General features: G+C 62.9%; 21 protein-coding genes. 12 read left to right on the top strand and 9 right to left on the bottom strand.

Annotation, left to right across the window (positions count from 1 at the left end; all coding sequences use genetic code 11):
- Positions 1-3: 3 nt before the first annotated feature.
- Together prfA and rho are read right to left on the bottom strand one after the other, a co-directional pair.
- Entirely contained in the window at positions 4-1080 is a 1077-nt protein-coding gene (gene prfA / locus ACKFRX_RS05670; RefSeq protein WP_040425038.1) for a peptide chain release factor 1, read from the bottom strand.
- Positions 1073-2920, bottom strand: coding sequence for a transcription termination factor Rho (gene rho / locus ACKFRX_RS05665; protein ID WP_408918956.1), 1848 nt, complete (start codon positions 2918-2920; stop codon positions 1073-1075). The genes prfA and rho overlap by 8 nt, the downstream gene beginning before the upstream one ends.
- Positions 2921-3274: 354 nt before the next feature.
- Between rho and ACKFRX_RS05660 the strand changes: the two genes are divergently transcribed.
- From ACKFRX_RS05660 to ACKFRX_RS05640, 5 genes are read left to right on the top strand one after another with little or no spacing between them, the layout of a single operon-like run.
- Complete coding sequence (locus tag ACKFRX_RS05660; RefSeq protein ID WP_408928247.1) at positions 3275-5056, top strand: long-chain fatty-acid--CoA ligase; 1782 nt, start codon at positions 3275-3277, stop codon at positions 5054-5056.
- A 57-nt stretch (positions 5057-5113) separates the two neighbouring features.
- Positions 5114-6226: a GTP 3',8-cyclase MoaA gene (gene moaA, locus ACKFRX_RS05655; protein WP_250412350.1), complete on the top strand. Its 1113-nt coding sequence runs from the start codon at positions 5114-5116 to the stop codon at positions 6224-6226.
- 10 nt (positions 6227-6236) lie between these two features.
- The gene (locus ACKFRX_RS05650) at positions 6237-7436 is read left to right on the top strand and encodes a molybdopterin molybdotransferase MoeA (RefSeq protein ID WP_408928246.1); all 1200 of its coding nucleotides are present in this window, start codon (positions 6237-6239) and stop codon (positions 7434-7436) included.
- A gap of 9 nt (positions 7437-7445) precedes the next feature.
- Entirely contained in the window at positions 7446-7925 is a 480-nt protein-coding gene (moaC, locus tag ACKFRX_RS05645; RefSeq protein WP_005323396.1) for a cyclic pyranopterin monophosphate synthase MoaC, read from the top strand.
- Positions 7925-8512 (top strand): molybdenum cofactor guanylyltransferase, encoded by a 588-nt coding sequence (locus tag ACKFRX_RS05640; RefSeq protein ID WP_408928245.1) that lies wholly within the window; start codon positions 7925-7927, stop codon positions 8510-8512. The genes moaC and ACKFRX_RS05640 overlap by 1 nt, the downstream gene beginning before the upstream one ends.
- A gap of 228 nt (positions 8513-8740) precedes the next feature.
- Here the strand turns inward: ACKFRX_RS05640 and ACKFRX_RS05635 are convergent, their stop codons facing one another.
- From ACKFRX_RS05635 to ACKFRX_RS05625, 3 genes are read right to left on the bottom strand one after another with little or no spacing between them, the layout of a single operon-like run.
- On the bottom strand, positions 8741-10108 hold the full coding sequence (locus ACKFRX_RS05635; protein WP_408928244.1) for a multicopper oxidase domain-containing protein: 1368 nt from the start codon (positions 10106-10108) through the stop codon (positions 8741-8743).
- Complete coding sequence (locus ACKFRX_RS05630; protein WP_005323399.1) at positions 10109-11287, bottom strand: hypothetical protein; 1179 nt, start codon at positions 11285-11287, stop codon at positions 10109-10111.
- Positions 11274-12353, bottom strand: a complete 1080-nt coding sequence (locus ACKFRX_RS05625) for a hypothetical protein (RefSeq protein WP_408928243.1) — start codon at positions 12351-12353, stop codon at positions 11274-11276. The genes ACKFRX_RS05630 and ACKFRX_RS05625 overlap by 14 nt, the downstream gene beginning before the upstream one ends.
- 66 nt (positions 12354-12419) lie before the next feature.
- Between ACKFRX_RS05625 and ACKFRX_RS05620 the strand changes: the two genes are divergently transcribed.
- The 4 genes from ACKFRX_RS05620 to ACKFRX_RS05605 all read left to right on the top strand — a co-directional run bounded on the left by ACKFRX_RS05620 (position 12420) and on the right by ACKFRX_RS05605 (position 16046).
- Entirely contained in the window at positions 12420-12680 is a 261-nt protein-coding gene (locus ACKFRX_RS05620) for a DUF2249 domain-containing protein (RefSeq protein WP_040425040.1), read from the top strand.
- A gap of 67 nt (positions 12681-12747) precedes the next feature.
- Positions 12748-13512: a molybdate ABC transporter substrate-binding protein gene (gene modA, locus ACKFRX_RS05615; protein ID WP_408928242.1), complete on the top strand. Its 765-nt coding sequence runs from the start codon at positions 12748-12750 to the stop codon at positions 13510-13512.
- 3 nt (positions 13513-13515) lie between these two features.
- The gene (locus ACKFRX_RS05610; RefSeq protein ID WP_408928241.1) at positions 13516-15348 is read left to right on the top strand and encodes an ATP-binding cassette domain-containing protein; all 1833 of its coding nucleotides are present in this window, start codon (positions 13516-13518) and stop codon (positions 15346-15348) included.
- Between the two features lie 38 nt (positions 15349-15386).
- On the top strand, positions 15387-16046 hold the full coding sequence (locus ACKFRX_RS05605) for a helix-turn-helix transcriptional regulator (RefSeq protein ID WP_408918966.1): 660 nt from the start codon (positions 15387-15389) through the stop codon (positions 16044-16046).
- Here the strand turns inward: ACKFRX_RS05605 and thrB are convergent.
- The 4 genes from thrB to argS form a co-directional block, all read right to left on the bottom strand.
- Complete coding sequence (thrB, locus tag ACKFRX_RS05600; RefSeq protein WP_408918967.1) at positions 16033-16962, bottom strand: homoserine kinase; 930 nt, start codon at positions 16960-16962, stop codon at positions 16033-16035. The two genes, ACKFRX_RS05605 and thrB, sit on opposite strands and share 14 nt — an antisense overlap.
- 24 nt (positions 16963-16986) lie before the next feature.
- Positions 16987-18330 carry a homoserine dehydrogenase gene (locus ACKFRX_RS05595; RefSeq protein WP_408918968.1) on the bottom strand — a complete coding sequence of 448 codons (1344 nt, stop codon included), beginning with the start codon at positions 18328-18330 and terminating at the stop codon, positions 16987-16989.
- Positions 18331-18504: 174 nt separating this feature from the next.
- Positions 18505-19842 (bottom strand): diaminopimelate decarboxylase, encoded by a 1338-nt coding sequence (gene lysA, locus ACKFRX_RS05590; protein WP_408918969.1) that lies wholly within the window; start codon positions 19840-19842, stop codon positions 18505-18507.
- A complete protein-coding gene (gene argS / locus ACKFRX_RS05585) occupies positions 19843-21495 on the bottom strand; it encodes an arginine--tRNA ligase (RefSeq protein WP_250412367.1) in 1653 nt (550 codons plus the stop codon).
- Positions 21496-21706: 211 nt separating this feature from the next.
- On the opposite strand from argS, the gene ACKFRX_RS05580 reads away from it, so the two are divergent.
- From ACKFRX_RS05580 to ACKFRX_RS05570, 3 genes are read left to right on the top strand one after another with little or no spacing between them, the layout of a single operon-like run.
- Positions 21707-22492, top strand: coding sequence for a (Fe-S)-binding protein (locus tag ACKFRX_RS05580; protein ID WP_150851124.1), 786 nt, complete (start codon positions 21707-21709; stop codon positions 22490-22492).
- The gene (locus ACKFRX_RS05575; protein WP_179386362.1) at positions 22492-23997 is read left to right on the top strand and encodes a lactate utilization protein B; all 1506 of its coding nucleotides are present in this window, start codon (positions 22492-22494) and stop codon (positions 23995-23997) included. Before ACKFRX_RS05580 ends, ACKFRX_RS05575 begins: the two co-directional genes overlap by 1 nt.
- Entirely contained in the window at positions 23994-24614 is a 621-nt protein-coding gene (locus ACKFRX_RS05570; protein WP_408918970.1) for a lactate utilization protein C, read from the top strand. Before ACKFRX_RS05575 ends, ACKFRX_RS05570 begins: the two co-directional genes overlap by 4 nt.
- The last annotated feature ends 85 nt before the right edge of the window (positions 24615-24699 follow it).

Genomic DNA, 24699 nt, shown 5'->3' with positions numbered 1-24699 from the left:
GGTTTACCCCTCGGCCTCGAGGCGCTCAGCGCGCTCTTGGTCCTGCAGGGCCTTAATAAGGTCATTCATGTCACCGTTCAACACGGAGTCCAGGTTATTGGCCTTGTAACCAATGCGGTGATCCGTGATGCGGTTTTCCGGCCAGTTATAGGTGCGGATACGCTCGGAACGGTCCATGGTGCGCACCTGGGATGCGCGCTGCTCGCCGGCCTCAGCCTCGCGGGCCTCGCGCTCCATTTGATCCAGACGGGCCTGCAGAACCTGCAGCGCACGCGCCTTATTCTGGATCTGGGAACGCTCCTTCTGACAGGTCACGATGAGCCCGGTGGGCAGGTGGGTAATACGCACCGCGGAGTCGGTGGTGTTCACGCCCTGACCGCCCTTGCCGGAAGAACGGTAGACGTCGACGCGAATATCCTTGTCATCGATATTGACGGACTCGACCTCTTCCGGCTCCGGGTAGACCAGCACGCCGGCGGCAGAGGTCTGAATGCGACCCTGGGACTCAGTGACCGGAACGCGCTGCACGCGGTGCACGCCGCCCTCAAACTTGAATACGGACCATGCACCATCGCGCGACGGGGACTTGGAGCGGAAGGAAATGGTCATATCCTTCACGCCGCCTAGATCGGACTCATTGAGGCCCAAGACCTCCCAGTTAAAGCCCGTCTTATCCGCATAGCGCTCATACATGCGGGCCAAGTCGCCGGCAAAGAGGGCTGCCTCTTCGCCGCCCGCGCCGGCCTTGATTTCCATAATGATGTCCTCGGAATCCTGCTCATCGCGCGGCGCGAGCAGGTCAGCGAGCTTTTCTTCCAAGCTCTCCACGGACTTTTCTAGGCGGTCCGCTTCCTCCTGGAAGTCATGGTCCTCATAGGCCATCTCCTTGGCATCGGCGAGATCCTCGCGCGCCTGGGTCAGCTCATCATTGACCATGATGATGGGGCGCAGCTCCGCGTAGCGCTTGGAGAGCTTGCGGAATTGCTTCTGGTCGCCGGCTACTTCCGGATCGGCCATCTGCATCTCAATGCCCTGGTACTCGGACACGATGTCATCAACGAGCGAAACCTGATTAGACATAATCTTCTTCATCCTTATCCGCAGCCATCGGGGCCGAGGAGGCCACCTGCATCAAGAACTCGCCATTGGAGCGGGTCTTCTTCAGCTGCTTAATGAGCAGGTCAATGGCCTGGTGGGAGTCCAGGGCGGAGAGGATGCGACGCAGCTTGGTCATGATGCGTGCCTCCTCTGGAACGAGCAGCAGCTCGTCCTTACGGGTGCCGGATGGGTTGACGTCCACGGCCGGGAAGACGCGGCGTTCAGAGATGCCACGGTCCAGCTTCAGCTCGGCGTTGCCCGTGCCCTTGAATTCCTCGAAGATGACGGTATCGCCGGTAGAGCCGGTCTCCACCATGGCGGTGGCGATAATCGTCAGCGAACCGCCTTCTTCGATATTGCGGGCGGCGCCCAGGAAGCGCTTTGGCGGGTAGAGCGCATTAGAGTCAACACCGCCGGAGAGGATGCGGCCAGAAGCCGGGGAGGAGTTGTTATAAGCGCGGCCCAGGCGGGTAATGGAATCCAGCAGGACCACGACGTCCTTGCCCTGCTCCACCAGGCGCTTGGCGCGCTCGATAGCCAGCTCCGCCACGGAGGTGTGCTCTGATGGCGGGCGGTCAAAGGTGGAAGCAATAACCTCACCGTTGACGGAACGCTGCATGTCCGTGACTTCCTCAGGGCGCTCGTCTACGAGGACGACCATGAGGTAGCACTCCGGGTTATTGGTAGAAATCGCGTTGGCGATATTCTGCAGAATCGTCGTCTTACCGGCCTTTGGCGGGGAGACGATAAGCGCGCGCTGGCCCTTACCGATAGGCATGATGAGGTCAATGACGCGGGTGGTGAGGATCTTCGGATCCGTTTCCAAACGCAAGCGCTTATTCGGATACAGCGGGGTGAGCTTATTAAAGTGCGGGCGCTGCTTTGCGCCTTCCGGATCAATGCCGTTGACGGTATCGACCTGTACCAGCTGGTTGTACTTGCGGCGGTTGCGGCCATTGCCGTGCGTGTGCGTCGGGCCGGAGACCTTGACCTGGCCGGTGATGGCGTCACCAGAGCGCAGGCCCAGGCGGCGGACGATGCCGTTGTTGACAAAGACGTCGGAAGCCGCGGCGCGATAACCGGTGGTGCGCAGGAAGGCGACATTATTGTCTACGACGTCCAAGATGCCGCCGACGGCTTGCAGCTCATCGCCCTCGCGGACCTGCAAATCGTTGCCGCCGTTATTGTCATTGTTATTTCCGCGGCCGCGGCGGTTGCGGCGGTTGCGGCGCCCACGGCGGTTGCCGCGCTCGTGATTATTGTTGTCCTCGTGGCGATTGCCGCGCTGCTTATTATCGCCGCGGTCATTCTTCTCGCCCTGGTTATCGGAGCCGTCCTGGGAGTTATTGTCGCGGTTGTCTTTAGCGCCGCCCTGCTCCTCGTTGCGGTTGCGCTCCTCACGCTCTTGACGTTCCTGGCGCTCCTGACGCTCTTGGCGGCGGGCGCGGTTGCGGCGAGCGCGGCGGGCCTGGGAGCGCGACTCATAGCGCTGCTCCTCACCAGAGCCCTGCTGACGGTTACCCTGCTTTTCGCTGGATTCTTCCTGCTTTTCCGCCTTGTGCGGCGCTTCATCCTGCGCCTTAGTGCGCGGCTTATCTGCTTTCTCAGGCTTTTCTGCCTTCTCCGCCTTTTCTACCTGAGCGGCCTTTTCCACCTTAGCCTTGGCCTTAGGCGGAACCTGTCCGGTCTTGATGGCGGTGATGAGATCCCCCTTGCGCAGGGCAGAGACACCACGTAGGCCGCGCTCTGCGGCCATTTTGCGCAATTCCGGCAGCTTCAGGGATGCAAGATCCTGTGCTGCGGTGTTGTCCGTTTCGCTCACGGATATCCTTTCGTTGCTTGACCAGGTCTGATTATGCGGGAGCCGCCGCAGCCTATGCTCGCGGCGTTGCACTGGAAGCCAATGTGTATTTTTCTAGGACTTCTCGCCCTCGTGCCAAGGCGCATGCGCGTCCTGCCGGGCAATAAGTATGAGGCCTCTTCCGTGTCCTCGAGGAGACTTCGCACAACGAGTGCGCGAACCGGAAGAAATCAAGAAACGACTGCGGGCAAACTACTTCTCTGGGCCCGAATGCATAGGAAAGGGGAGCTAAAACTTTCCGGTTTCCTACCAGTCGTGAACAAGTATAACGCATAGGGCGCAACGCCCGCACCATGACACCGCTACAGTAGAGGCATGCTTTCCACGATGATGGATATCCCCCTCTCCCTGACCCGCATTTTGGAATACGGTGCCTCGGTTCACGGGGACACCACGGTTACCACCTGGCACGGTGAGGGCACCGGCTCGGAATTCGATCCAGCCGAGGAAGTTACCTTCCGCGATATCGCTGCCCGCGCCGCCGCGTTCGCCCACGCCATTCACGATGAATTGGGTATTACCAGCGATGAGCGCGTGGGCAGCTTTATGTGGAATTGCGCCGAGCACTTGGAAGTAATGTTCGGCACCGCCTGCAAGGGCGCGGTTTTCGCCCCGCTGAATAAGCAGCTGATGAATGACCAGATCCGCCACATTATTAACCATGCGGAAATCTCCGCCATCGTGTGCGATCCCCGCTTGGCGCAGCAGCTAGGCAAGGTGCTCGTGGGCACCGACTCCGTGGGAAGCGTCATCATCACCGGCGCCCAACCAGCGCAGCAGTTTGCTCACCTTTTCCCCCGCGGGGTTGAGGTGTATTCCTATGAGGCTCTTATCGACGGCCGCTCTACCGTCTATGACTGGCCCGAACTAGATGAGCGCACGGCCGCGGCGCTGTGCTATTCCACGGGCACCACGGGTGCGCCCAAGGGAGTGCTGTATTCACACCGGTCTCTCTATTTGGAGGCCATGCAGCTGCGTTCCTCGGACTCGCTGTGCATTACCCACGGCGAGACCTTCCTGTGCTGCATTCCTATCTGCCACGTGCTCAGCTGGGGCGTTCCCTTCACCTGTTTCATGACGGGCACCCCGCTGGTGCTTCCCGACGCCGACGTGTCCGCCCCCACCCTAGCCAAAGCCATCGCCGCTACTTCTCCGCGCGTGGCACACGGCGTGCCCACCATCTGGATTCAGCTCTTTGTCCACTACATGCACCATCCACCAGAGCGCATGACGCTCACCGAGATCTACGCCGGCGGCTCCCCCGTCCCGCCGACGCTGATCAAGATGTGGGAGGAGCGCTACGGCGTCGATGTGGTCCACGTGTGGGGCATGGTGGAAACCTCCACCGTGGGCAGCGTTGCGCGCCCGCCCCAGGGCGCCTCCGGCGATACCCGTTGGGCCTACCGCGTATCCCAAGGCCGCATCCCCGCCTCACTGGAATACCGCGTGGTCAACGACGGGCAAGTCGTCGCTCGCACCGACCGCAATGCCGGCGAGCTGCAGGTGCGCGGCAACCTGGTCACCGGTTCCTACTACCACTCGCCCACCGCTGAACCGGGCGAAATCGCTTCCGAATTCCGCGGCAATCAAGTCGAGGCCGCGGAGGATAAGTTCACCGCCGATGGCTGGCTGCGCACTGGCGACGTCGGCTCTGTGACCAAGGATGGCTTCCTTACCGTGGAGGACCGCGCCCGCGATGTCATTCGCTCCGGCGGCGAATGGATCTATTCCGTGCAGCTAGAAAACCTCATCATGTCCGACGAGCTTGTCGTCGAGGCCGCCGTCATCGGCTACCCCGATAAGCAATGGGTCGAGCGCCCACTCGCCGTCACAGTATTGGCCGAGGGTGCCTCGCCCACCATCGAGACCGCAGAGCGCCTGCGCGCCAGCATGCGCAAGGAACTGCCGAGCTGGATGCTGCCGGAGTATTGGACCTTTGTGAAGTCCATCGATAAGACATCCGTGGGCAAGTTCGATAAGAAAGATTTGCGCGCCCACCTGGCAGAGGGCGAATACAACATCATCCGCCTCAAGGGCCCGGGTGAATCCCAGCGGCTCGACGTCACCGAAACCGCCGATTTAAGCCGGGAAAACTAGGAATAAATTCGCCGTTGCAGCTTGGTGTACCTCGTCCCCTCTCTTAGACTGGCACCAATGACCCCTTCCTCCCAGCAGCCCGTGGTTTCCCTGCCCCTGCCTACCGTGGGCCGAGCGAAACCGCCGGCGGATCTGCCTGCACCGGCCGCTGATGGCACGCGCGCACTGGTGGATCGCTATGGACGCCAAGCCCGTGACCTGCGCGTCTCCCTCACGGATCGCTGCAACCTGCGTTGCACCTATTGCATGCCGGCCGAAGGTTTGGAGTGGATGCCCACAGAGCAAACCTTGAGCGATGAGGAAACCATCCGGCTGATCCGGATAGGCGTCGGCAAGCTGGGCATCCGCCAAGTGCGCTTTACCGGCGGCGAGCCCCTGCTACGCAAGTCGCTGGAGAAAATTATTGCCGCGACCAAACAGCTGCGCACCGACCAGGGCCGCTCCCCGTCCACCGCGCTGACCACCAACGGGCTTGGCCTAGAAAAGCGCGCCGGCGCCCTCGCCGCGGCCGGGCTCGACCGCATCAATATCTCGCTCGACACCATCGACCGCGAGCGCTACGCCGCGCTCACCCGCCGCGACCGGCTCGACCACGTGTTGCAGGCCATCGCCGCCGCAGATGCCGCGGGCCTGCACCCCATCAAGATCAACGCCGTGGTCATGCCCGGGGTCAACGAAGAAGACATCGTTCCGCTGGCGGACTATGCCGTCCACCACGGCGCCCAGCTCCGCTTCATCGAGCAGATGCCGCTCGGGCCCCGCGAGCAGTGGCGCCGCGAGGACATGGTCACGGCCGAAGATATCCTCGCCCGACTGCGCACCCACTTTTCCATGACGCCGGCGCGCGAACCACGCGGTTCCGCCCCCGCCGCCCTGTGGGAGGTCAGCGCTCCGGATGGCACGCACGGCACGCTGGGCATCATTGCCTCGGTCACCCACCCCTTCTGCGGCGATTGCGACCGCACCCGCCTTACTACCGACGGCGCCATTCGCAATTGCCTCTTTGGCAATTCCGAAACCCCGCTGCGAGACCTGCTGCGCTCCGGCGCGAGCGATGCAGAGATCATGGAGGCTTGGGCCGGGGAAATGTGGACCAAAAAGCCCGGTCACGGCATTGATGACGAGGGCTTTCTCCAACCAGACCGTCCGATGTCCGCCATTGGCGGCTAACCTGAGTCTTATGTCCACGCCCCGCAGCATCTCCGCGCACCTCGATGCCGTACTCGCGCTGGCTTCCACTCCGCCGGCCGAGTCCGCGCCTGTCGACGCCTCCCTCATCGGCCGCGTCCTCGCCGCCGATGCCACCGCGCGCTTCCCCGTGCCGCCCCATGCCAATTCGGCGATGGATGGCTTCCTCGTCCATGCCGCAGATCTTTCCTCCACCGCGCCATGGACCCTCCCCGTCGCCGGCGATGTACCCGCCGGCGCGGCTCCCATCGATGTGCCCGCCGGCCACGCCGTGCGCATCATGACCGGTGCCCCCGTGGCCGATACCGCAGGAATGCTCGTCGTTCCCGTGGAGAACACCACCACCCCGGCCGGCCCGGTAGCACTTCCGGACGAGGTCACCATCACGGAGGCCCCCACCAAGTCGCATATCCGTCCCGCCGGCGAGGACATCCAGCCCGGCGCGCCAGTAGCCACGGCCGGCACGCTTATCGATGCCGCCGTCATCGCCGCCCTCACCTCTGCCGGCGTATATTCCGTCTCGATCTTCCGCCGCCCGCGCATCGCGGTCATTTCTTCCGGCGAAGAACTCGTCTCTTCCCCAGCGCAGCTCGCCCCCGGCCAGCTGCCGGATTCCAATGGCCCGATGCTCGCTGCCCTTGCAGGTGCAGACGCACACGTCCACGTGGGTGATGCCCCTGCGGACCTCGCCTCCGCGTTGGATGAGCTTGCCTCCTCCCACGACCTCATCATCACCTCCGGTGGCGTGTCAGCCGGCGCCTTCGATGTGGTCCACACTGTGCTGGGGCGCGCGGATTCCGCGTGGTTCGGTCACGTCGATCAGCGCCCGGGTGCCCCGCAGGGCTACTCCCTGTGGAATGACACCCCGGTGCTGTGCTTGCCCGGCAACCCCGTAGCAGCCTTCGTCGACTTCCAGCTCTATGCCCGGCCACTTATCGCCGCACTGTCCGGACACCCCGCGCCACGCCAGCGGGTCAACCTGCGCGCCCGGGTGGATTCGCCCCTTCCCGCCTCCCGCGGACGGCCGACCATTGTTCCCGTCACCGTAGACTTTCAGGCAGCGCCCGCCATCACCTCGCACCTGCCCCACGGCAGTCACCGCATCGTGTCGCTGGCCGGCACCAATGGCTTTTGCCTCATTGACTCCGAGCCGCCGGCCATGGGCGAGGACATCACCGTTTATCTGTATTAAGGAGCAACCATGGAATTTACCCACCTGAACTCTGACGGCGCCGCCTACATGGTCGACGTCACCGAGAAGCAGCCCACCGTGCGCACCGCCACCGCCGAAGGCGAGGTCGCCTGCTCACCCGAGGTCATGGCCGCCCTGCGCGATGGCACCGTGCCCAAGGGCGATGTCCTCGCGGTCGCTCGCATTGCTGGAATTTCGGCCGCCAAGAAGGTCCCCGAGCTGCTTCCACTGGCACATACCATCGGCGTGCACGGCTGCGCAGTGGAGCTCACGCTTGCCGACGACCACGTGTCCATCTCCGCCACTGTCCGCACCGCCGACCGCACCGGCGTGGAAATGGAGGCACTGACGGCTGTGAACGTTTCCGCGCTCGCCATCATCGACATGGTCAAGGGCGTGGACCGTTCCGCGTATATCCGCCGCTGCGGAATCGTGGCGAAATCCGGCGGCCGCTCCGGGGACTGGTCCCGCACCCTCCCGGAGTCCTAATGCTCGGCGCGGTCATCCTCGCCGGCGGCCACGGCAGGCGTATGGGCGGCGCCGATAAGGCCTCCCTTTTTGTCCACGGCACGCGCTTTATCGACCGCCTGCTCGCCCAGCTTCCCTACGGCACCCCGACCGTGGCTGTCTCCCCGCATCGCCTCGGCGTGCCCCAGGTGTGCGAGTCACCGCTCTACGGTGGTCCTGTCGCCGGCATCGCGGCCGGCGCCCAGGCGTTATCCCACTGCTCCGAGCTCGCCCTCTTCGCCGTGGATGCCCCCGATTCACCGCTACTGCTTCCCCGTCTGCGCTCGACCCTCGCTTCCTCCACGGCCGATGCCGTGCTCACCCGCGCCGCCGACGGCTACCTCCAGCCGCTGTGTTCCCTCTGGCGCACCTCCGCCCTCCGCGCTCAGCTCGAGTCCCTTCCCACGACTCGAAACGTCTCCGTCCGCCGCCTCATCCGTGGTGCCAACTTCATCGAGATTCCCGGCACCGGCGCTGAACGCGACTACGACACCCGTGCGGAGCTGCGCGAGCTCCCTGCGTTCACTGCCCACACCGCCCTTCGCGCTCATCGGCAGCCGCTGACCTAGCCCACCGCCTCCGCCCGTGAGCGCCAAGGGAAGAAGTCTCCGCCTCCCCGCCCTTCGCGCTCACTGGGAGCCGCAGCAAGCGCGAAATCGCCGCCCCAGTGAGCGCGAGGGGTGGACGAACACAGAAGCCGGCCCTTCGCGCTCACGGTGGACATGAAATGTGACCACGAACGGTCGCTGGTGAGCGCGAAGGGCGGGAGGAGCGGGAGGGGCCGTACCGCTGGAGGGCTACTCGGTAACGATGAACTTGCCGTGCTGGCCCTTCTCGGCGTTAGTCATGATGTGATTGACAAAGGAATAGGTACCGGGCTCGTTGAAGGTCATCTCGACGAATCCGCCTTGCGCCGGGAGGAGGTCCAGGGCTTGCGAGCCGGTCGAGTCCTCATTCTTGATGAGGTAGGCGCCTTCCTTGTAGGCGGTATCGAATTGCTCGCCCACAACGTGGAAGCTCAGCGGCTGGTCGGGGCCTAAATTGGTCAGCCACAGGCGGACGGTATCGCCTACCTTGGCCTTGATGGGCTCTGCGTCATACTGGCCCGGGTAGTAATTGAAGGCCATGAGGTCGAAGCGGCCGTCGGCAACGCGCTGGGCGTCGGCGCCGGTGGATTCCGCGCCCAGGAAGACGTCGGTGGCCATGAAGTTGTACTCCGCGTCCACGGGCTTGAGGTCCGGCGGATCGATGATGACATTGCCAGCCATGCCGTTGGCGATGTGAAGGGACATGGGCATCGTGGAGCAATGATACATCCAGATGCCGGAGCGGTTCGCGGTGAACTTGTAGGTCAATTCCTCGCCCGGCTGGATGGATTTCATGGTCTTATCTGGGTTGACCTCGCCGGCGTGGAAGTCAATGGAGTGGGCCATGGAGCCCTCGTTCTTGATGGTGATTTCGAACTTATCGCCTACCTTGCCGCGCAGGGTGGGCCCAGGGGCTTGGCCGTTGAAGAGCCAGCGCATCTGCTTGATGCCGGGGGCAACCTCCACGACTTCCTCGGTCATCGTCCAGGTCTCTTTGTGCGTCTTCGTCTCAGCGGCCGGCTGCAAGGTGGCGTCGAAGGCAGAAAAGTCGTCGCGCTGTGCGCCGAGCTCGGCGGCGGTTGGCACGTTGACGTGCGGGTTGCTAGCTGAGGACACCGCATGGTCATGTCCTGCAGCGGCGCCGTCTCCCACGTTGACTTTGAAGGTCATGCCCTGCATCTTGTGGCCGGCGATGGTGCAGTAGCCTTCCACGGAGGAGTCGATGACTCCGGCATCGAGTTGGACGGTCTCGCCGGGGTCAACGCGGCCGGTCTCGACGTCGCCAATCTTGAGGTCGTGGACTTGGTCGCCGGAGTTGGTGAAGTTGACCACCAGGTGGGTGCCGGGCTCGATATCGATGGACGAGGGGGTAAAGGCCATGCCGTCTACGCCCACGTCGATGGTCTGCGTTTCGCCGGAGGATACCGGTGCCGCGGACTCCGTGCCCTTGCCGGTGGAATTGACCACCGCGAGCGCGATGACCGCTGCCAGCGCGATGCCGATGAGCAGCCACGAGGCCCAGGAGGAATCCTTCGGCGCGGGTTTGTCCGCAGGTTGTGAGGAAGAAACGCTCAGCATTTAGTTCTCCAGTCTTTTCTTAAGGTAGATGGCTCGGCCGACGGCGATAACGTTGGCGGCAAGGCCTATCCCCATCATGATAAGCCCGGCCACGGTAGCGCCTAGCAATGTCAGCAGTCCGCCCAGGTTGATAAGCAGCAGGCGGGCGTAGCCGGTGCGCTCGGTGGTATCAGGGCGTGCGCCGGTAAGGATGGGCAGCAAGTGGTGAAGGACACCAGTGACCAACTGCAAGAGGCCGGCACCGAGGAAGGCGGGCAGCAGAATCAGGGTAATGGTGCGCGGGTAGGCGCCCACCGCTGCGGAAATGGCGTCACCGGCACATAGCGTCAACATCCACAGCAGTCCGGCGATAACAGCCACGGTGGCGGTGGTCAGCCGCGGCGAGCGCCCCATAACGGTGGCAAGCACCGGCTGGATGATGAGTACCGCCGCCAGGACCACGAGCAGTTGAGCCACGCCTGCGGCGCGGGTAAGGCCCACCGCGTACAGCGCCATCGCCAAGGCCAGGCCAACACAGTGCACGATGAGCGCGCGAGTACACCGCGCGCGAGCGGTGGGCGAAATCGCGGTGGCCGATAGCGTGGGGAGCAACGTGACCACCGTGCCGATGACGGTAAGCCACGCGAAGCCCCAGATCATGCCGCGCGAGTGGGCGCCGACAAGGAGGGAATACTCGCCTACCCCATTTCCGCTCAGGATGACCAGCACCACGGAGACAATCATGAACACGGCCGCCGCGATATAAAAGGGCACGGTCACGGCAAAAGAACCAGACAATGAGCCGCGCAGGCGCCGCGCGATGAACCACAGGTGCCAGGTGAGGGCGGCGATGATGAGGGCAGAGGCGGCGTCGGCAAGCGGGCCCCAGTCATACCCCGCCCTATCAATGAACAGCAAGATAAGCCCGAGCTGCACTAGGCCCACGCGACTGCCGACGCCCCGATAGTCCCCGCCCGCAGTCCGGGTCAAGGCCTCGGTGAAATGAGTGGAAAAGACGATGATTGCCGTGGTCAGCGCGCCAATGGTGAAGGGATGGATGATATCCCACCACACCACAGGAGCGCCCAAAGAGCCAGCGATGAGTAGGCCGAGGCCAATGAGGATCCACAAACCAATAACGGCGGCGCTCAGGGTATGCCAGCGGCCGCGCGCGGCCAGGGACACGTCATGAATGCGCACGGCGCGCCTCCTTTCCGGTCAGGGCGATGCCGCAGGCGAGAAAAACTAACACTGCGATTATCGTAACCACCCCGCCGGTGCGGAGGGCAGTGGTGTGCTCGGCGCAATCGGCAAGGATGCGCAACGCGAGGCCGCCATGCAAGAGCGCCACCGGGACATAGAGCACCGGGTGGTACGGCAATCGGCGGCGGATAACGGAGGTGAAGATGATGGGTGCGTGGGCAAAAATCATGGACATGACAAAGCCCAAGAAGATGGCGTGTACTGAGGCATCATAGGCAAAGCCAGTGGACTGCCCGTGCAGCAGCCAGAGGTAACCGCCGAGGGCGAGCCAGCCGTAGCCGGCCAACATGCACGCCGCCGAGTAGCGCGGCAGGCCGTGAGAGCGCACCAGATTCTTGGCCACGTCTACCCGCGCGGTGGCCGCAGCGATGGCGATGAGCACCAAGCCCATCGCGCGATAGCCCACCGATGGGGCAAGCATGTAGATGACGCTGGCCGCCGCCAGCCCCAGAACCAGAAGGGTGAGGTGGTTTTCGGCGCGGGTTCCGGCCATGGTGACGCGCGCTAGTTCCATGCGCTCGCCGATGATGGTGGCCACCGCGTAGAGGACACACAACGGCATCGCCGCAGCGAACCCCGGGCCCATGGCCCACAGGGCGGCGGCTGCTACTCCCCCGATAACGCCAGCTGCCTGCACCAGGATCGCAAGGCTCGCCTGGCGGCGATAGATGGTGGCGTAAATGAAGCCAAGGACAAGGAAGCTGGCGGCAAAACACACTGCGGGGATCGCACGCGGCAGGCCGGCGAGAATGCCCAGCACGCCGGCGACGTGGCACGCGGGCCCGGCCCATGCCCACGACGTGCGCACAGCAACGGTGCGCTCCAGTCCAATGGCTCCACCCACGAAGCCGAAGACCATGAGCGGTCCGTGGTCGGCGGCAAAGGACGCGCCAGGGGTGGCGGTCAACCCCAATAGGGTGGCGCCCGCAGCCAGGCCTACCAGCAGCGATAGGCCTGCGAAGGCGAGGAAGATGAGGCGAAGCGCCACGCTATTATTTTGCACGGGTTTTATCGTACTAATATTGGTAGCAGAGCGAAACTCGCATCCCTTAAGAAAGGACCACTCGCTATGCAACTGCCCATCTCCGATGCCAATAAGCCACATTCCATCCCGACCCTTAACGCCTCCGAAATTCCGCACGCCGTTCGCCACGGCGCCATCCACGGCGCACTGGGCACCCTTAACGTGGGCGAGTCCATGATCCTCATCGCTCCACATAATCCGGTTCCCCTGCTCAAGGAGGTCGAGGCCCGCGAGGAGAGCTTCGAGCTGGACTATCTCAAGGAAGAAGAAAACGACTTCCACATCAAGTTCACCCGCGTGAGCTAAACCCGCGCGGGGCGGAGGGCTATCCTGGATAGGTCACACTCTCCGCTGTAGAAGGAGCCCTCCGCAGATGAAGAAGCGCGCCGCCGCACTCCTCGCCGCCCTCGCATTCGCCCTTACATCCTGCGCTCCCCCAACGTCAACGACCTCCGCCCAGAACGCGGATGCTGCCACGCTCAATGTCTTGGCTGCATCCTCCACCCGCGTCATCAATTACGAACTCACTTCGCGCGCCGGCCAGCTCGCGCCGCCGGTAAATCTGAACTTTGAAAATGGCGGCTCCTCCGATCTGGTGAGCAAGCTGCGCGAGGGCGCCCCGGCCGATCTTCTCCTCACAGCATCGAAAAAGACCATGGATAAGGCGGTACAGGATGGCACGGTTGCCACGCCTGAGGTGCTTGCCACCAATGTCATGGTCATGGTTGTACCCAAGGGCAACCCGGCGAGAATCCATTCCGTGGAGGATCTCCCCCACTCCGACCACTTCGTACTGTGCGATCCCCAAGTTCCCTGCGGCGATATCTCCTCCCAGATCATCTCTGATAAGCGCCTGGACGTCCATCCATCCTCCCAAGAACGCCAGGTAGCCGACGTTTTAGGAAAGGTCGCCTCGGGCGAGGCGGATGCTGGGTGGGTCTATTCCACCGATGCCGCCGCGGCCGGCGATGATGTCGAGGTGATTGACATTCCTGGGGCAGAGAAATTCACTAACCAGATTGTGGGCGCCGTTACCGCAGAAGCATCCCACCCCGACCAGGCTCGCGCGGTGCTCGATATCCTGAGCGGCGACTTTGCGTCCACCTGGCGCGAGCGCGGCTTCACGCCAGCGGAGTAAGCTATGTCCGCCCCACAGCCTATTCGCCCCAAAGCCCCGCTTCTTATCGGCCTTATTGGCCTCATTGCGGTAGCTACCATCATCGTCCCCGTCGCCGCCCTTGGCCTGCGCGTGCCCTGGGCGCGCATTAGCGACTATCTCGCGCGCGACGAGATCCGAGACATGCTGCTCATCTCAGTGGCAGCCGCCTTCCAATCCATGATCCTTGCGCTCGTACTGGGCTTGGGGCTGGCCCTGTGGGTGCAGCAACTCGGCCGCGGCAGCGCCGTAGTGCGCCTCTTGGTCTACCTGCCCTTGGCCATGCCACCGGTGGTGGGCGGCTTGGCCCTTACCGCAGCTTTCGGCCGCAAGGGATACCTGGCCCCGCTTCTCGACGCCCTCGGCATCCACTTCGCCTTCGCCTTTCCCGGGGTCGTTATGGCGCAGACCTTTGTGGCGCTGCCCTTTGTGGTGGTCGCGGTCGATTCGGCGCTGCGCCAGTTGGACCAGGAAATCCTCGCCTCTGCCCGCGGCGTGGGCTTGGGCCGGTGGGAGGTCCTGGGCAAAATTACCCTGCCGTCCATCGCCCCGGCCTTGGCCACGGGCGCGGGGTTGGCCTTCGCGCGCTCGCTGGGCGAATTCGGCACGACCCTGACCTTTGCCGGCTCGCAGCCGGGCGTCACCCGCACCATGCCCCTGGGTATTTATTTGGAGCGCGAGGTCGATGCGGATGGCGCGTACGTGCTCTCCGCACTGCTTATCGGGTTGGCCTTAGCCTGCCTGGCGCTGGCGGGCTTGCCTGTGCTGCGGCGGCGAAGCTACCAGCCGCAGGCCAGGCGGTTGCATGAGATGGACGTCGATAAGCTTCGCGACCTTACCCGGCCCACCGATGCGCCGGCGCTGTCTGTGACCGTCGACGGTGTGCGCACGGATTTTTCCCCGCGTGCCATTACGGCCGTGGTGGGCCCGAATGGTTCCGGCAAGACGACCTTGATGGGGCGCATTGCCGGACGCCTGAGCGGCGGGGAGGTCTCGCCGGAGGGCGCCGACGTCGTCTTGCTCACCCAGCGGCCGGGGTTGCCGCCGCGCTCGACGGCCGTGGAGGCGGTGGCCATGGTCACCCGCGATAAGACCCGTGCGCAGGCGCTCCTGGCTGCGGCGGGATTGCACGAGCTTGCCGACGTCCCCGTACCCGCCCTTTCCGGCGGCCAGGCCGCCCACGTAGCGCTGGTGCGCGCGCTAGCCGCACGGCCGGCGGTCTTGATTGTGGACGAGCCCCTAGCCGCAGTCGACGTGAAATCGGCCGAGAGGTGGCGCCGCTTCTTGCACGCGGCACGCGCGGACCGTACCACGCTGCTTGTTACCCATGACGCGCTCGATATTGTGCACCTAGCGCAGGACATGCTGGTCATGGAATCCGGCCAGGTGCGGGCGCACGGCGCAACCGCGCGTCTGCTTGAGGCACCGCCGACAGGCTTCGTTGCGGCGCTAGCGGGTCTCAACCGCCTCGAAGGAACCGTGACCGAAACCGGCGCCTCCACCGTCAAGGTCGCGTGTGGCGAAATTTCCGTTCTGGCAGCCACGGAGCATTCGTCTCTTGCGCCCGGACAGGAGGTGGCGGTGACCTTTGACCCACATGCGGCCACAATTGGCGCGGCGCCAGAGGCCAGCAATCAATGGGCAGCGCGCGTCTTGGCCGTCGAGGCCACCAGCCTCGCAGCGGCACAGCTGCGCGTTGATCTGGGAGGCCACGAGGCTACAGTACCGGTAGACCGCGAGTTCGCTTTAGGCGTCGCGGTGGGTAACGTCGTATCCTTAACAGTGTCTAAAGCAAACGTTTTTGTCCACCCCAACTAAGATTTCTGTTTTCGCAGACCCCAAGGCGGATTCCCACCATGCCTGATTCACTTCCCCGGTCCACCACCGAACTTTTTCCGGAGGCCCTCAACCTCTCGCCCAAGCAGCGCGAGGTGCTCACCGCTGTGCAGCGCCACCCCGAAGGCGCCAAGGCCGGCACCGTCGCCGAGGAACTAGGCATGCACGTCAACACTGCCCGCGGACACATCGATGAACTGGTCAACGCTGGGGCCGTCAACGTGGTGTCCGCGCCGAGTAAGGGCCGCGGGCGCCCCTCCCTCATCTTTCGGGCCCGCGTACCGGATAATAAAGCGGTAGCCGAGGAATACATCACCTTGGTGGAAGTGCTGACCACGATGCTGGCGGATAAGGAAGAGCTCGATGACGCCGCCTCGGCCAGGGCCCTCGAGATCGGGCGACGCTGGGCGCGCGCCGCGGGTGCCGACGCCTCCGATGGCGCGCTCGATACGCTCTTTGCCACCCTGCGCGATATGGGCTTTGATCCTGCCACCAAGCCGGACTCGACCGACATCGAGCTCCATGCCTGCCCGTTTGTCTCTTCGGGGATTGAGCCTTCGCCGTTCCTGTGCGCGGTACACGCTGGCTTCCTGCAAGAAACCAGCGATGATGCCACCTCGATCACCTTGGTGCCGCGCCAGCACCCCAACGTGTGCCGGCTAAAGATTAAGCCTGCGTAAGCTCCACTCTGACGGGGCCGGCGACGGTGAGGTCGATGACGCGGAGGTTTTGCTCGCGGGCGTCGGCAAGAATGCTCTCTTCAATATCCTCGGTGTGCAGCACCATGACGGTGGGGCCGGCGCCGGATAGGTAGGCCGCATAGCCGCGATTGCGCAGGCGGTTCACCCACTCCGCGGTCACTGGAAGCACATCCGCGCGGTACGGCTGATGCAGGCGATCGCGGGTTCCCTCCCACAGGAGATCCGGGTAGTTTTGCAACGCCGCCACCTGGACCGCGGTGCGCGAGACGTTGAACGCCGCATCCGAATGCGTCACGTGCGACGGCAAGACGCGGCGCACCGCCTGGGTGGAGGCGTGGAAATCTGGCACGAGCGCGGTGGCGCGGATATCTTCGTGCACCTTGATGGATGCGGCGCGGTAGTCCGGCAAAGAATGGCCGTCGACGGGGACATTTGTCCACGACACCACGGCGTCGCCCAGCACGGAGGCGGCGGCATTATCGGGATGGCCCTCAAAGGCGGAAGAAAGCTGCACCACTTGCTCTTGGGTCAGCGGGCTTCCCGCCAGCGCATTGCCGGCGGCCACGCCCGCCACTGCGGCGGAGGCGGAAGAGCCCAGGCCGCGCGACTGCGGGATATTATTATGCGAGACCACGCGCAGGCCCGGCACGGTGGCGTCGGCTGCCGAAAGCGCGGAGCGAATCGCCTTGACCACCAGGTGGGAGCCATCGCGCGGCAGGTCTTCTGCACCCTCGCCGAAAATTTCCACCACAAGGCCCGAGGTGGTGACCTCTACCTCGACGGTGTCATACAGACTCAGCGCCATGCCCAAGGTGTCATATCCCGGGCCAAGGTTCGCCGTGGAGGCAGGAACGGTCACGATGGCTTTCGTGCCGACTTCAACTTCGATGCTCATAGCTATCCAGTCTATTGCTCCGGGCTAGCTGCCGAGGCGAATTACGGAATGAACGGCCTTGACCTCTTCGAGCTCGCCCAAGGCAGCCACAATGGTGTCCAAGGTGGCCTCCTTCGCCGCATGGGTGACCACGATGAGGCGGGCGGTGTCCGCGCCGTCTTCCTGGCGCACGGTGCGCAGGGAAACGTCATTGTCAGCAAAGACGGCGGAGATGGCGGCCAGCACGCCGGTGCGGTCCTGGACTTCCATATCGATGTGGTAGCGGGTTTCTACCTCACCGAAGTCTGCGATAGGCAGGTTGGCATAGGTATTCTCGCCCGGTGCTCGGCCGCCGTGGACGATATTGCGGGCTGCCCCGACGACGTCGCCAAGCACGGCAGACGCCGTAGGATTGCCGCCCGCACCATTGCCGTAGAACATCAGGGAACCTGCGGCCTCTGCCTCAACGAAGATGGCATTATAAGACTCGCTCACGGAAGCCAACGGGTGCTCCTTAGGCACCAAGGTGGGGTGCACTCGGGCATTGACCGCCTCGGAGCCATCGGCACGCTGGAGGCGCTCGCAAATGGCCAGCAGCTTGATGGAATAGCCGGCATCATTGGCCGCGGCGATATCCGCGGCGGTGACCTGGGTGATGCCCTCGCAGTGGACGTCCTCGAACTTTACGCGAGTGTGAAAGCCCAAAGACGCCATGATGGCGGCCTTGGAGGCGGCGTCATGTCCCTCCACATCCGCGGTGGGATCGGCCTCGGCATAGCCTAGGCGGGTAGCCTCCGCCAGCGCCTCGTCATAGGAAGCGCCCGTGGACTCCATCGCGTCCAGGATAAAGTTGGTGGTGCCATTGACGATGCCGGAGATGCGCTCTACCTGATCGCCGGCCAAGGAGCGCCGCAGCATGCCTACAACCGGAATCGCGGCGGCTACGGCAGCCTCGAAGTAGAGATCTACGCCGGCGCGGTCGGCGGCCTCCGCCAGCTCGTCTGCGTGCGCGGCAACTAGGGCCTTGTTGGCGGTCACCACGGACTTTCCCGAATTAAGTGCGGCGAGCACCAGCTCGCGGGGGAAGTCGATACCGCCGATAACCTCAACCACGAGGTCGATATCATCGCGGGCGACGAGCGCTTTGGCGTCATCGGTCAACAGCTCCTGGGGCACGCCTGGGCGCAGCTTATTCTTATTTTGGATGGCTATGCCGCGAATCTCGGCTGGACCACCGATGCGATGAGCAAAGGCATCAGCATTTTCTCCCAGCAGACGGAAGACCTCGGCACCAACAGTGCCAAAGCCCAGCAGCGCGATACCGACGGTCTCGCCCTCGCCCTTGCCGGAATGCTTGTGTGCCTGAAGCTCGCTAGTAGATGCAGCCATAATCCGTCTCCATTGTGCGGTTGGGGTAAAGGTGTCGTGCCCGCTAATTGCGGATACAGGACACTATACAGAACAAGCTGTCTACTTTCGCCGTAAATGGGTCTATAAATAGAAAAGTCCCCGTCACAGGGCCTGAATTAAATTAGGTCTTGTGACGGGGACCGAGTGCCTAGGCTAGTCCACTTCGAGGGAAAGAAGATCCTCGATGGTCTCTCGGCGCAGCATAGGCTTGGTCTCGCCTACGCGCGTGGCGACGACCGCAGGGCGCACCGCACCGTTATAGCGCGAGGACATCATGTACTGGTAGCCGCCAGTCGCTGCAAAGGCGATCAAGTCTCCCGACTGGATATCATTGGGCAGCTCGCCGTCTTCAAGGAGAATATCGCCGGACTCGCAATGGAAGCCCACCACGCGGGAGGACACCTCTTCCCCATCGCTAAAACGGTTGACCACGCGCACGTCATAGGCCGAACCGTAGAGCGCTGGCCGGATATTATCTGACATTCCCCCATCGACGGAGATATAGCGGCGCAGCGGCAGATCCGACTTGCCAGTTTCTACATCTTTGACGGTACCCACGCGGTAGACGGTCACCGCTGAGCCAGCGACCAAGGAGCGACCGGGCTCAACCAAGAGGAAGGGCGCCTCGATGCCCAACTCCTCTGCGGTGTACTTGACCGCGCCGAGCATATCGCCGGCCACGCGCTCGATATCCAGCGCCTCCTCATAAGGCATGTAGGGAATACCAAAGCCGCCGCCCAGGTCGAGCTCTTCCAGCGTCACGCCCAGCTCGGTACAAATCTGGCGGTACAGCCCCATGACGCGCTCCGCGGCAAGTTTGAAGCCCTCCGCATTAAAGACCTGGGATCCCACGTGGCAGTGCAGGCCGCTCAGGTGCAGGTTGTCCGCCTCCAAGCAACGCTTGGCCGCAGCAAAGGCTGCACCCGTGGCGAGCGAAATGCCGAACTTTTGATCCTCATGCGCCGTGGCGATGAATTCGTGCGTATGCGCATCAACACCCGGCTTGACGCGGATCATCACCGGCTGGACCTTGCCAGCCTCGCCCGCAATGCGATTGAGCTCTTCCAGCTCGAGCTCGTTATCAATGACCACGTGGCCCACGCCGGCGTCTACACACAAACGCAGGTACTCATCGTCCTTATTGTTGCCGTGCGTGGTGATGCGCTCGGCCGGGAACTCCGCGGCCAAGGCAATCTTGAGCTCATTGAGAGAGGCTGCGTCCAAGCACAGGCCTTCCTCATTGACCCAGTTCACGATTTTCTTTGAGATGAATGCCTTGGAGGCGTAGTGCACGTGCTCGGGTCCACCGAAAGCGCGGGCCATGTCCTGGCAGCGGGACCGGAAGTCATCTTCATCGAAAACATACAGTGGGGTCTGGAATTCCTCCGCCAAATCCGGCAGCGGAACACCAGCAATGGTTACTACGCCGTCTTCCTCGCGCTTGGCATTGCGCGGCCAGACGTGGGCCGGCAGCTCATTGAAATCCGCCACTTACATCTTCTCCGGGGTGCTTACGCCCACCATGGTCAAGGCATTGGCCAAGACCACGCGGGAGGCTTGCGCCAACGCGAGGCGGGCGCCGTGAATAGGAGCTTCATCCTCGCCCGCCTTGGGCAGGACCTGGCAGGAGTCATAGAAACGGTGGAAGACCGCAGCGAGGTCCTCGGCATAGCGGGCGATGCGGTGCGGCTCGCGCAGCTGCGCGGCTTCCTCCACCACGGCCGGGAACTCACCCAAGGTGCGGATGAGGTCGCCCTCGCGATCGTGGGTGAGCAAGGAGAGGTCTGCACCGTCCGAATCGATGCCCAGCTCGGCTGCCTTACGGCCGATGGAGCACAGGCGGGCGTGGCCGTACTGTACGTAGTAGACGGGGTTATCGGAGGACTGGGATTCCCACAGGCCTAAGTCAATATCGATGCTCTGGTCCACAGAGGAACGCACCAGGGAATAACGGGAGGCGTCCACACCGATGGCAGCCACGAGATCCTCCATGGTGATGACCGTGCCCGCACGCTTGGACATGCGCACTGGCTTGCCATCACGCATGAGGTTAACCAGCTGGCCGATGAGCACCTCGACGGCGTCTGCGTTGTACCCCAAGGCCGCTGCGGCAGCCTTCAGGCGCGGCACGTAGCCGTGGTGGTCAGCACCCAGCATGTAGATATTCAAATCGTGGCCGCGGTCGAACTTATCGGCCACGTAGGCAATGTCACCGGCAATATAGGCTGCATTGCCATCGGACTTGACCACCACGCGATCCTTGGAATCGCCGTAATCGGTGGACTTGAGCCACCATGCGTTCTCAGCCTCGTACATATGGCCTTCAGCCTTGAGCTTTTCCAGCGCCGCATCGACTGCGCCGGATTCGAAGAGGGAGTTCTCGTGGAAGTAGACATCAAAGTCCACGCCGAACTCGTGCAGGGACTGCTTGATCTGCGCAAACATCATCTCCACGCCGTCTGCGCGGAAAGCTTCTTGTACCTCTTCCTCGCTGCCCTCTAGCGCGGATGGGTTCTTTTCCACCACGGCCTTAGCGATGTCCTGGATATAGGCTCCGCCGTAGCCATCCTCCGGAGTAGGCTCGCCCTTCGCGGCAGCCACGAGGGAACGGGAGAAACGGTCAATTTGGCCGCCATGGTCATTGAAATAATACTCGCGGGTCACCTCCGCGCCAGACGCCTCCAACACGCGGCCCAGGGAATCGCCCACGGCCGCCCAGCGGGTGCCGCCAAGGTGGATCGGGCCGGTGGGGTTAGCAGAGACAAACTCCAGGTTAACCTTCTTACCCGCAAACGAATCGTTAGAGCCGTACTTCGTGCCGGCGCGAAGGATCTGCGCGACGATCTCGCCTTGGGCGTCGGCAGCAAGGCGGATATTAATGAAACCAGGCCCGGCAATGTCGGCCTCTGCAACAGCATCATTGTCTGCCAGGGCTTCTGCCAACCAGCCGCCCAGCTCGCGCGGGTTTGCACCGGCCTTCTTGGCCACTTGCAGCGCCACGTTGGTGGCGTAATCGCCGTGCTCAGGATTGCGTGGGCGCTCTACAGTTACCGTTTCCGGCAAAACGGAGGAATCAAGCTCATGGCTTTCCATGACCTTAACGGCAGTTTCTTTAATCAATGTGGCCAAATCAGCTGGTGTCATGTCGCACGATTCTAGTGGACTGAAAAGTCAAGTGTGAAAAGGGCCGGGCCAGAAAACTCCTCTTTGCAGGACAAACGTTTGATAAGAGCTTTTTGCAACATTGATATTGCGAAATAATTGCTGGTCAACAAAGGGACGCATTACGCACGTACTGCTTAAAAGGAGTAGGGTTGTGCCTACCCCCATGTCAAGAATCAACGAGGAGCACCGTATGCGCATTGCGCTATTTTCCACTTGCATTGGTGACGCCCTTTTCCCGGACGTACAAAAGGCAACGGCACTGGTTCTCTCCCGCTTGGGCCACGAGGTGGTCTTCCCGGAGGAGCAGACCTGCTGCGGCCAGATGCACATCAATACCGGCTACCAGAAGGAAACCCTGGGTATGATCCGCTCCTATGCGGATGCCTTCGCAGATCCCTCCATTGACTACGTTGTTGCTGCCTCTGGTTCCTGCGTGGGTGCCGTTCGTGAGCAGCACGAGCGCATCGCCGACCGTTACGGCAGCTCCGCCGACGTCGACGGCGCTCGCAAGACCACCCAGAAGACCCTGGACCTGCCGGAATTCCTGGTAGACGTCGAGGGCGTTACTAACGTGGGCGCATTCTTCCCGCACCGCGTGACCTACCACTCTTCCTGCCACGGCCTGCGCTTCCTGAAGCTGGGCGATCGCCCGATGCAGCTGCTGCAAGAAGTCGAAGGCATCGAACTGGTCACCCTTCCGAATAAGGAAGAATGCTGTGGCTTCGGCGGCACCTTCGCCATCAAGAACGCAGAGGTATCCCGCGCGATGGTCACCGATAAGACTCGCCACATCAAGGAGACCGAGGCAGAATTCGTCACCGGCGGTGACTCTTCCTGCCTGATGAACATCGGTGGCGCCCTGAGCCGCCAGCGTTCCGGCGTCCGCGCCGTTCACATGGCTGAGATCTTGGCTTCCACCAAGGAGCACCCATGGACTCCGACCTCCGCCGCTTACTCCAAGGAGACGATGCTCTAATGACCTCTTTCCTCGATACCACCCCACCGCGCGCGCCGGAAGGCTACGGCAACCTGCGCGGCAGCAAGGCCTTTGTTCCTCTGGCACACGTTGGCCTGAATAACGCCACCCAGCGCCACAACCTGCAGCACGCCACCACTTCCATTCGTGAGAAGCGCTCCAACGCTGTGGAGGAGCTGGACGATTGGCAGGAGCTGCGCGCTGCAGGTTCCGCCATCAAGGAAGACGTTGCCGCCCGCATGCCGGAGCTGCTCGAGCAGTTCGAAGAGGCAGTTAAGGCTCGCGGCGGCGTCGTCCACTGGGCACGCGACGCCAAGGAAGCTAACCAGATCATTGAGGGTCTGGTTCGCGCTACCGGCGAGACCGACGTGGTCAAGGTTAAGTCCATGGCCACCCAGGAAATCGGCATGAACGAGCACCTGGAGGCCGCGGGCATCAACGCTCGCGAGACCGACCTGGCCGAGCTCATCGTGCAGCTGGGCGAGGATAAGCCGTCCCACATTCTGGTTCCGGCTATCCACCGCAACCGCGCGGAGATTCGCGATATCTTCGTCAACAAGATGCCAAATACCGATGACACCCTGCAGGCTAATCCAGCAGAGTTGGCCGAGGCATCCCGACAGTTCCTGCGCGAGCAGTTCATGCAGGCCAAGGTTGCCATCTCCGGCGCCAACTTCGGCGTGGCAGAAACCGGCACCATCAACATCGTGGAGTCCGAGGGCAATGGCCGTATGTGCCTGACCCTGCCGGAGACCCTCATTACCGTGATGGGCATCGAAAAGCTGGTTCCTACCTTCCAGGATCTGGAGGTCTTCCTCCAGCTGCTGCCGCGTTCTTCCACCGCGGAGCGTATGAACCCGTACACCTCCATGTGGTCCGGCGTTACTGAGGGCGATGGCCCGCAGAACTTCCACTTGGTACTGCTGGATAACGGCCGTACCGCGGCCCTGTCCTCCCCGATCGGCCACCAGGCTCTCAAGTGCATCCGTTGCTCGGCTTGCCTGAATGTTTGCCCAGTCTACGAGCGCGCCGGCGGCCACGCCTACGGCTCTGTCTACCCTGGCCCGATCGGTATTTCCCTGACGCCGCAGCTGACCGGCATGAAGGATCACAACGATCCTTCCGCCAGCCTGCCTTATGCGTGCTCGCTGTGCGGCCGCTGCGACGAGGTGTGCCCGGTGAAGATTCCGCTTTCCGACGTCATTTTGGAAAACCGCCACCAGAAGGTCACCCACGCCACCCCACCGATCGAGCCGAAGCTCTTCAAGACCATTCAGCTGCTGTGGAGCAACCCGAAGCTGTGGAACAAGGCAACCCACATGGTCGCCTTGGGCCGCATCTTGGGTGGCACCAACAAGACCATCGAATCCCTGCCACTGTTTATGTCCGGTTGGTCCGAGGGCCGCGACACCGCGGTTCCGCCAAAGAAGTCCTTCCGCCAGTGGTTCGAGTCCGAAGAAGGCAAGGAGCTTCTTGCCGAGGCCCGTGAGGAGTCCAAAAAGTGAACGCAAAGCAGGAAATCCTAAGCCGCATCCGCTCCGCTCAGAAGCAGGCTGGTCTCCCCGACCACGTTGATGCCCCACGCGACTACCACCACGAGGGCACCCTGAACGCGGACGAGCTGCGCGATATGCTCATTGACCGACTCGAGGATTACAAGGCCGAGGTGCACGTCACCGAGGAAGGCGAGCTCAAGCAGACCATCGCCACGATCCTCAAGGACCGCAAGTGCAACGACATTCGTTACGCCGAAGGCATGGACGCCACCCTCTTCGAGGGCTTCGACGCCAAGCCGGACGATAAGACCGTCGATCCGCGCACGCTGAACGAGACTGACGCTGTGGTTACTTATTCCCACGTCACCTCGGCGCAGACCGGCACCATCGTGCTCGAGTCTGACGAGCGTTGCGGCCGTCGCGCACTGACCCTGGTTCCGGACCGCCACCTGTGCATCGTCCACCAGAACGAGATCGTCTACGGCATCCCCGAGGTCATCTCCCGCATGAACCCGGAGAAGCCAGCGACCTGGATCTCTGGCCCGTCCGCTACCTCCGATATCGAGCTCACTCGTGTCGAGGGCGTACACGGTCCGCGTGACCTCATCGTTGTCATCGTCAAGTAGTACTGCGTAGCCCCTCTCCTGCCCCGGCCGGTGAGGGCACCCACCTACTGTGAATATGATGCCAAAGGCATCAAAAAAGCATAGG

Origin of the sequence: Corynebacterium tuberculostearicum (assembly GCF_046097465.1) — a bacterium.
GTDB classification, from domain to species: Bacteria; Actinomycetota; Actinomycetes; order Mycobacteriales; family Mycobacteriaceae; genus Corynebacterium; species Corynebacterium tuberculostearicum_I.
The sequence above is the reverse complement of the archived record's forward strand: the minus strand, read 5'-3'. Positions and strand labels throughout refer to the sequence as shown.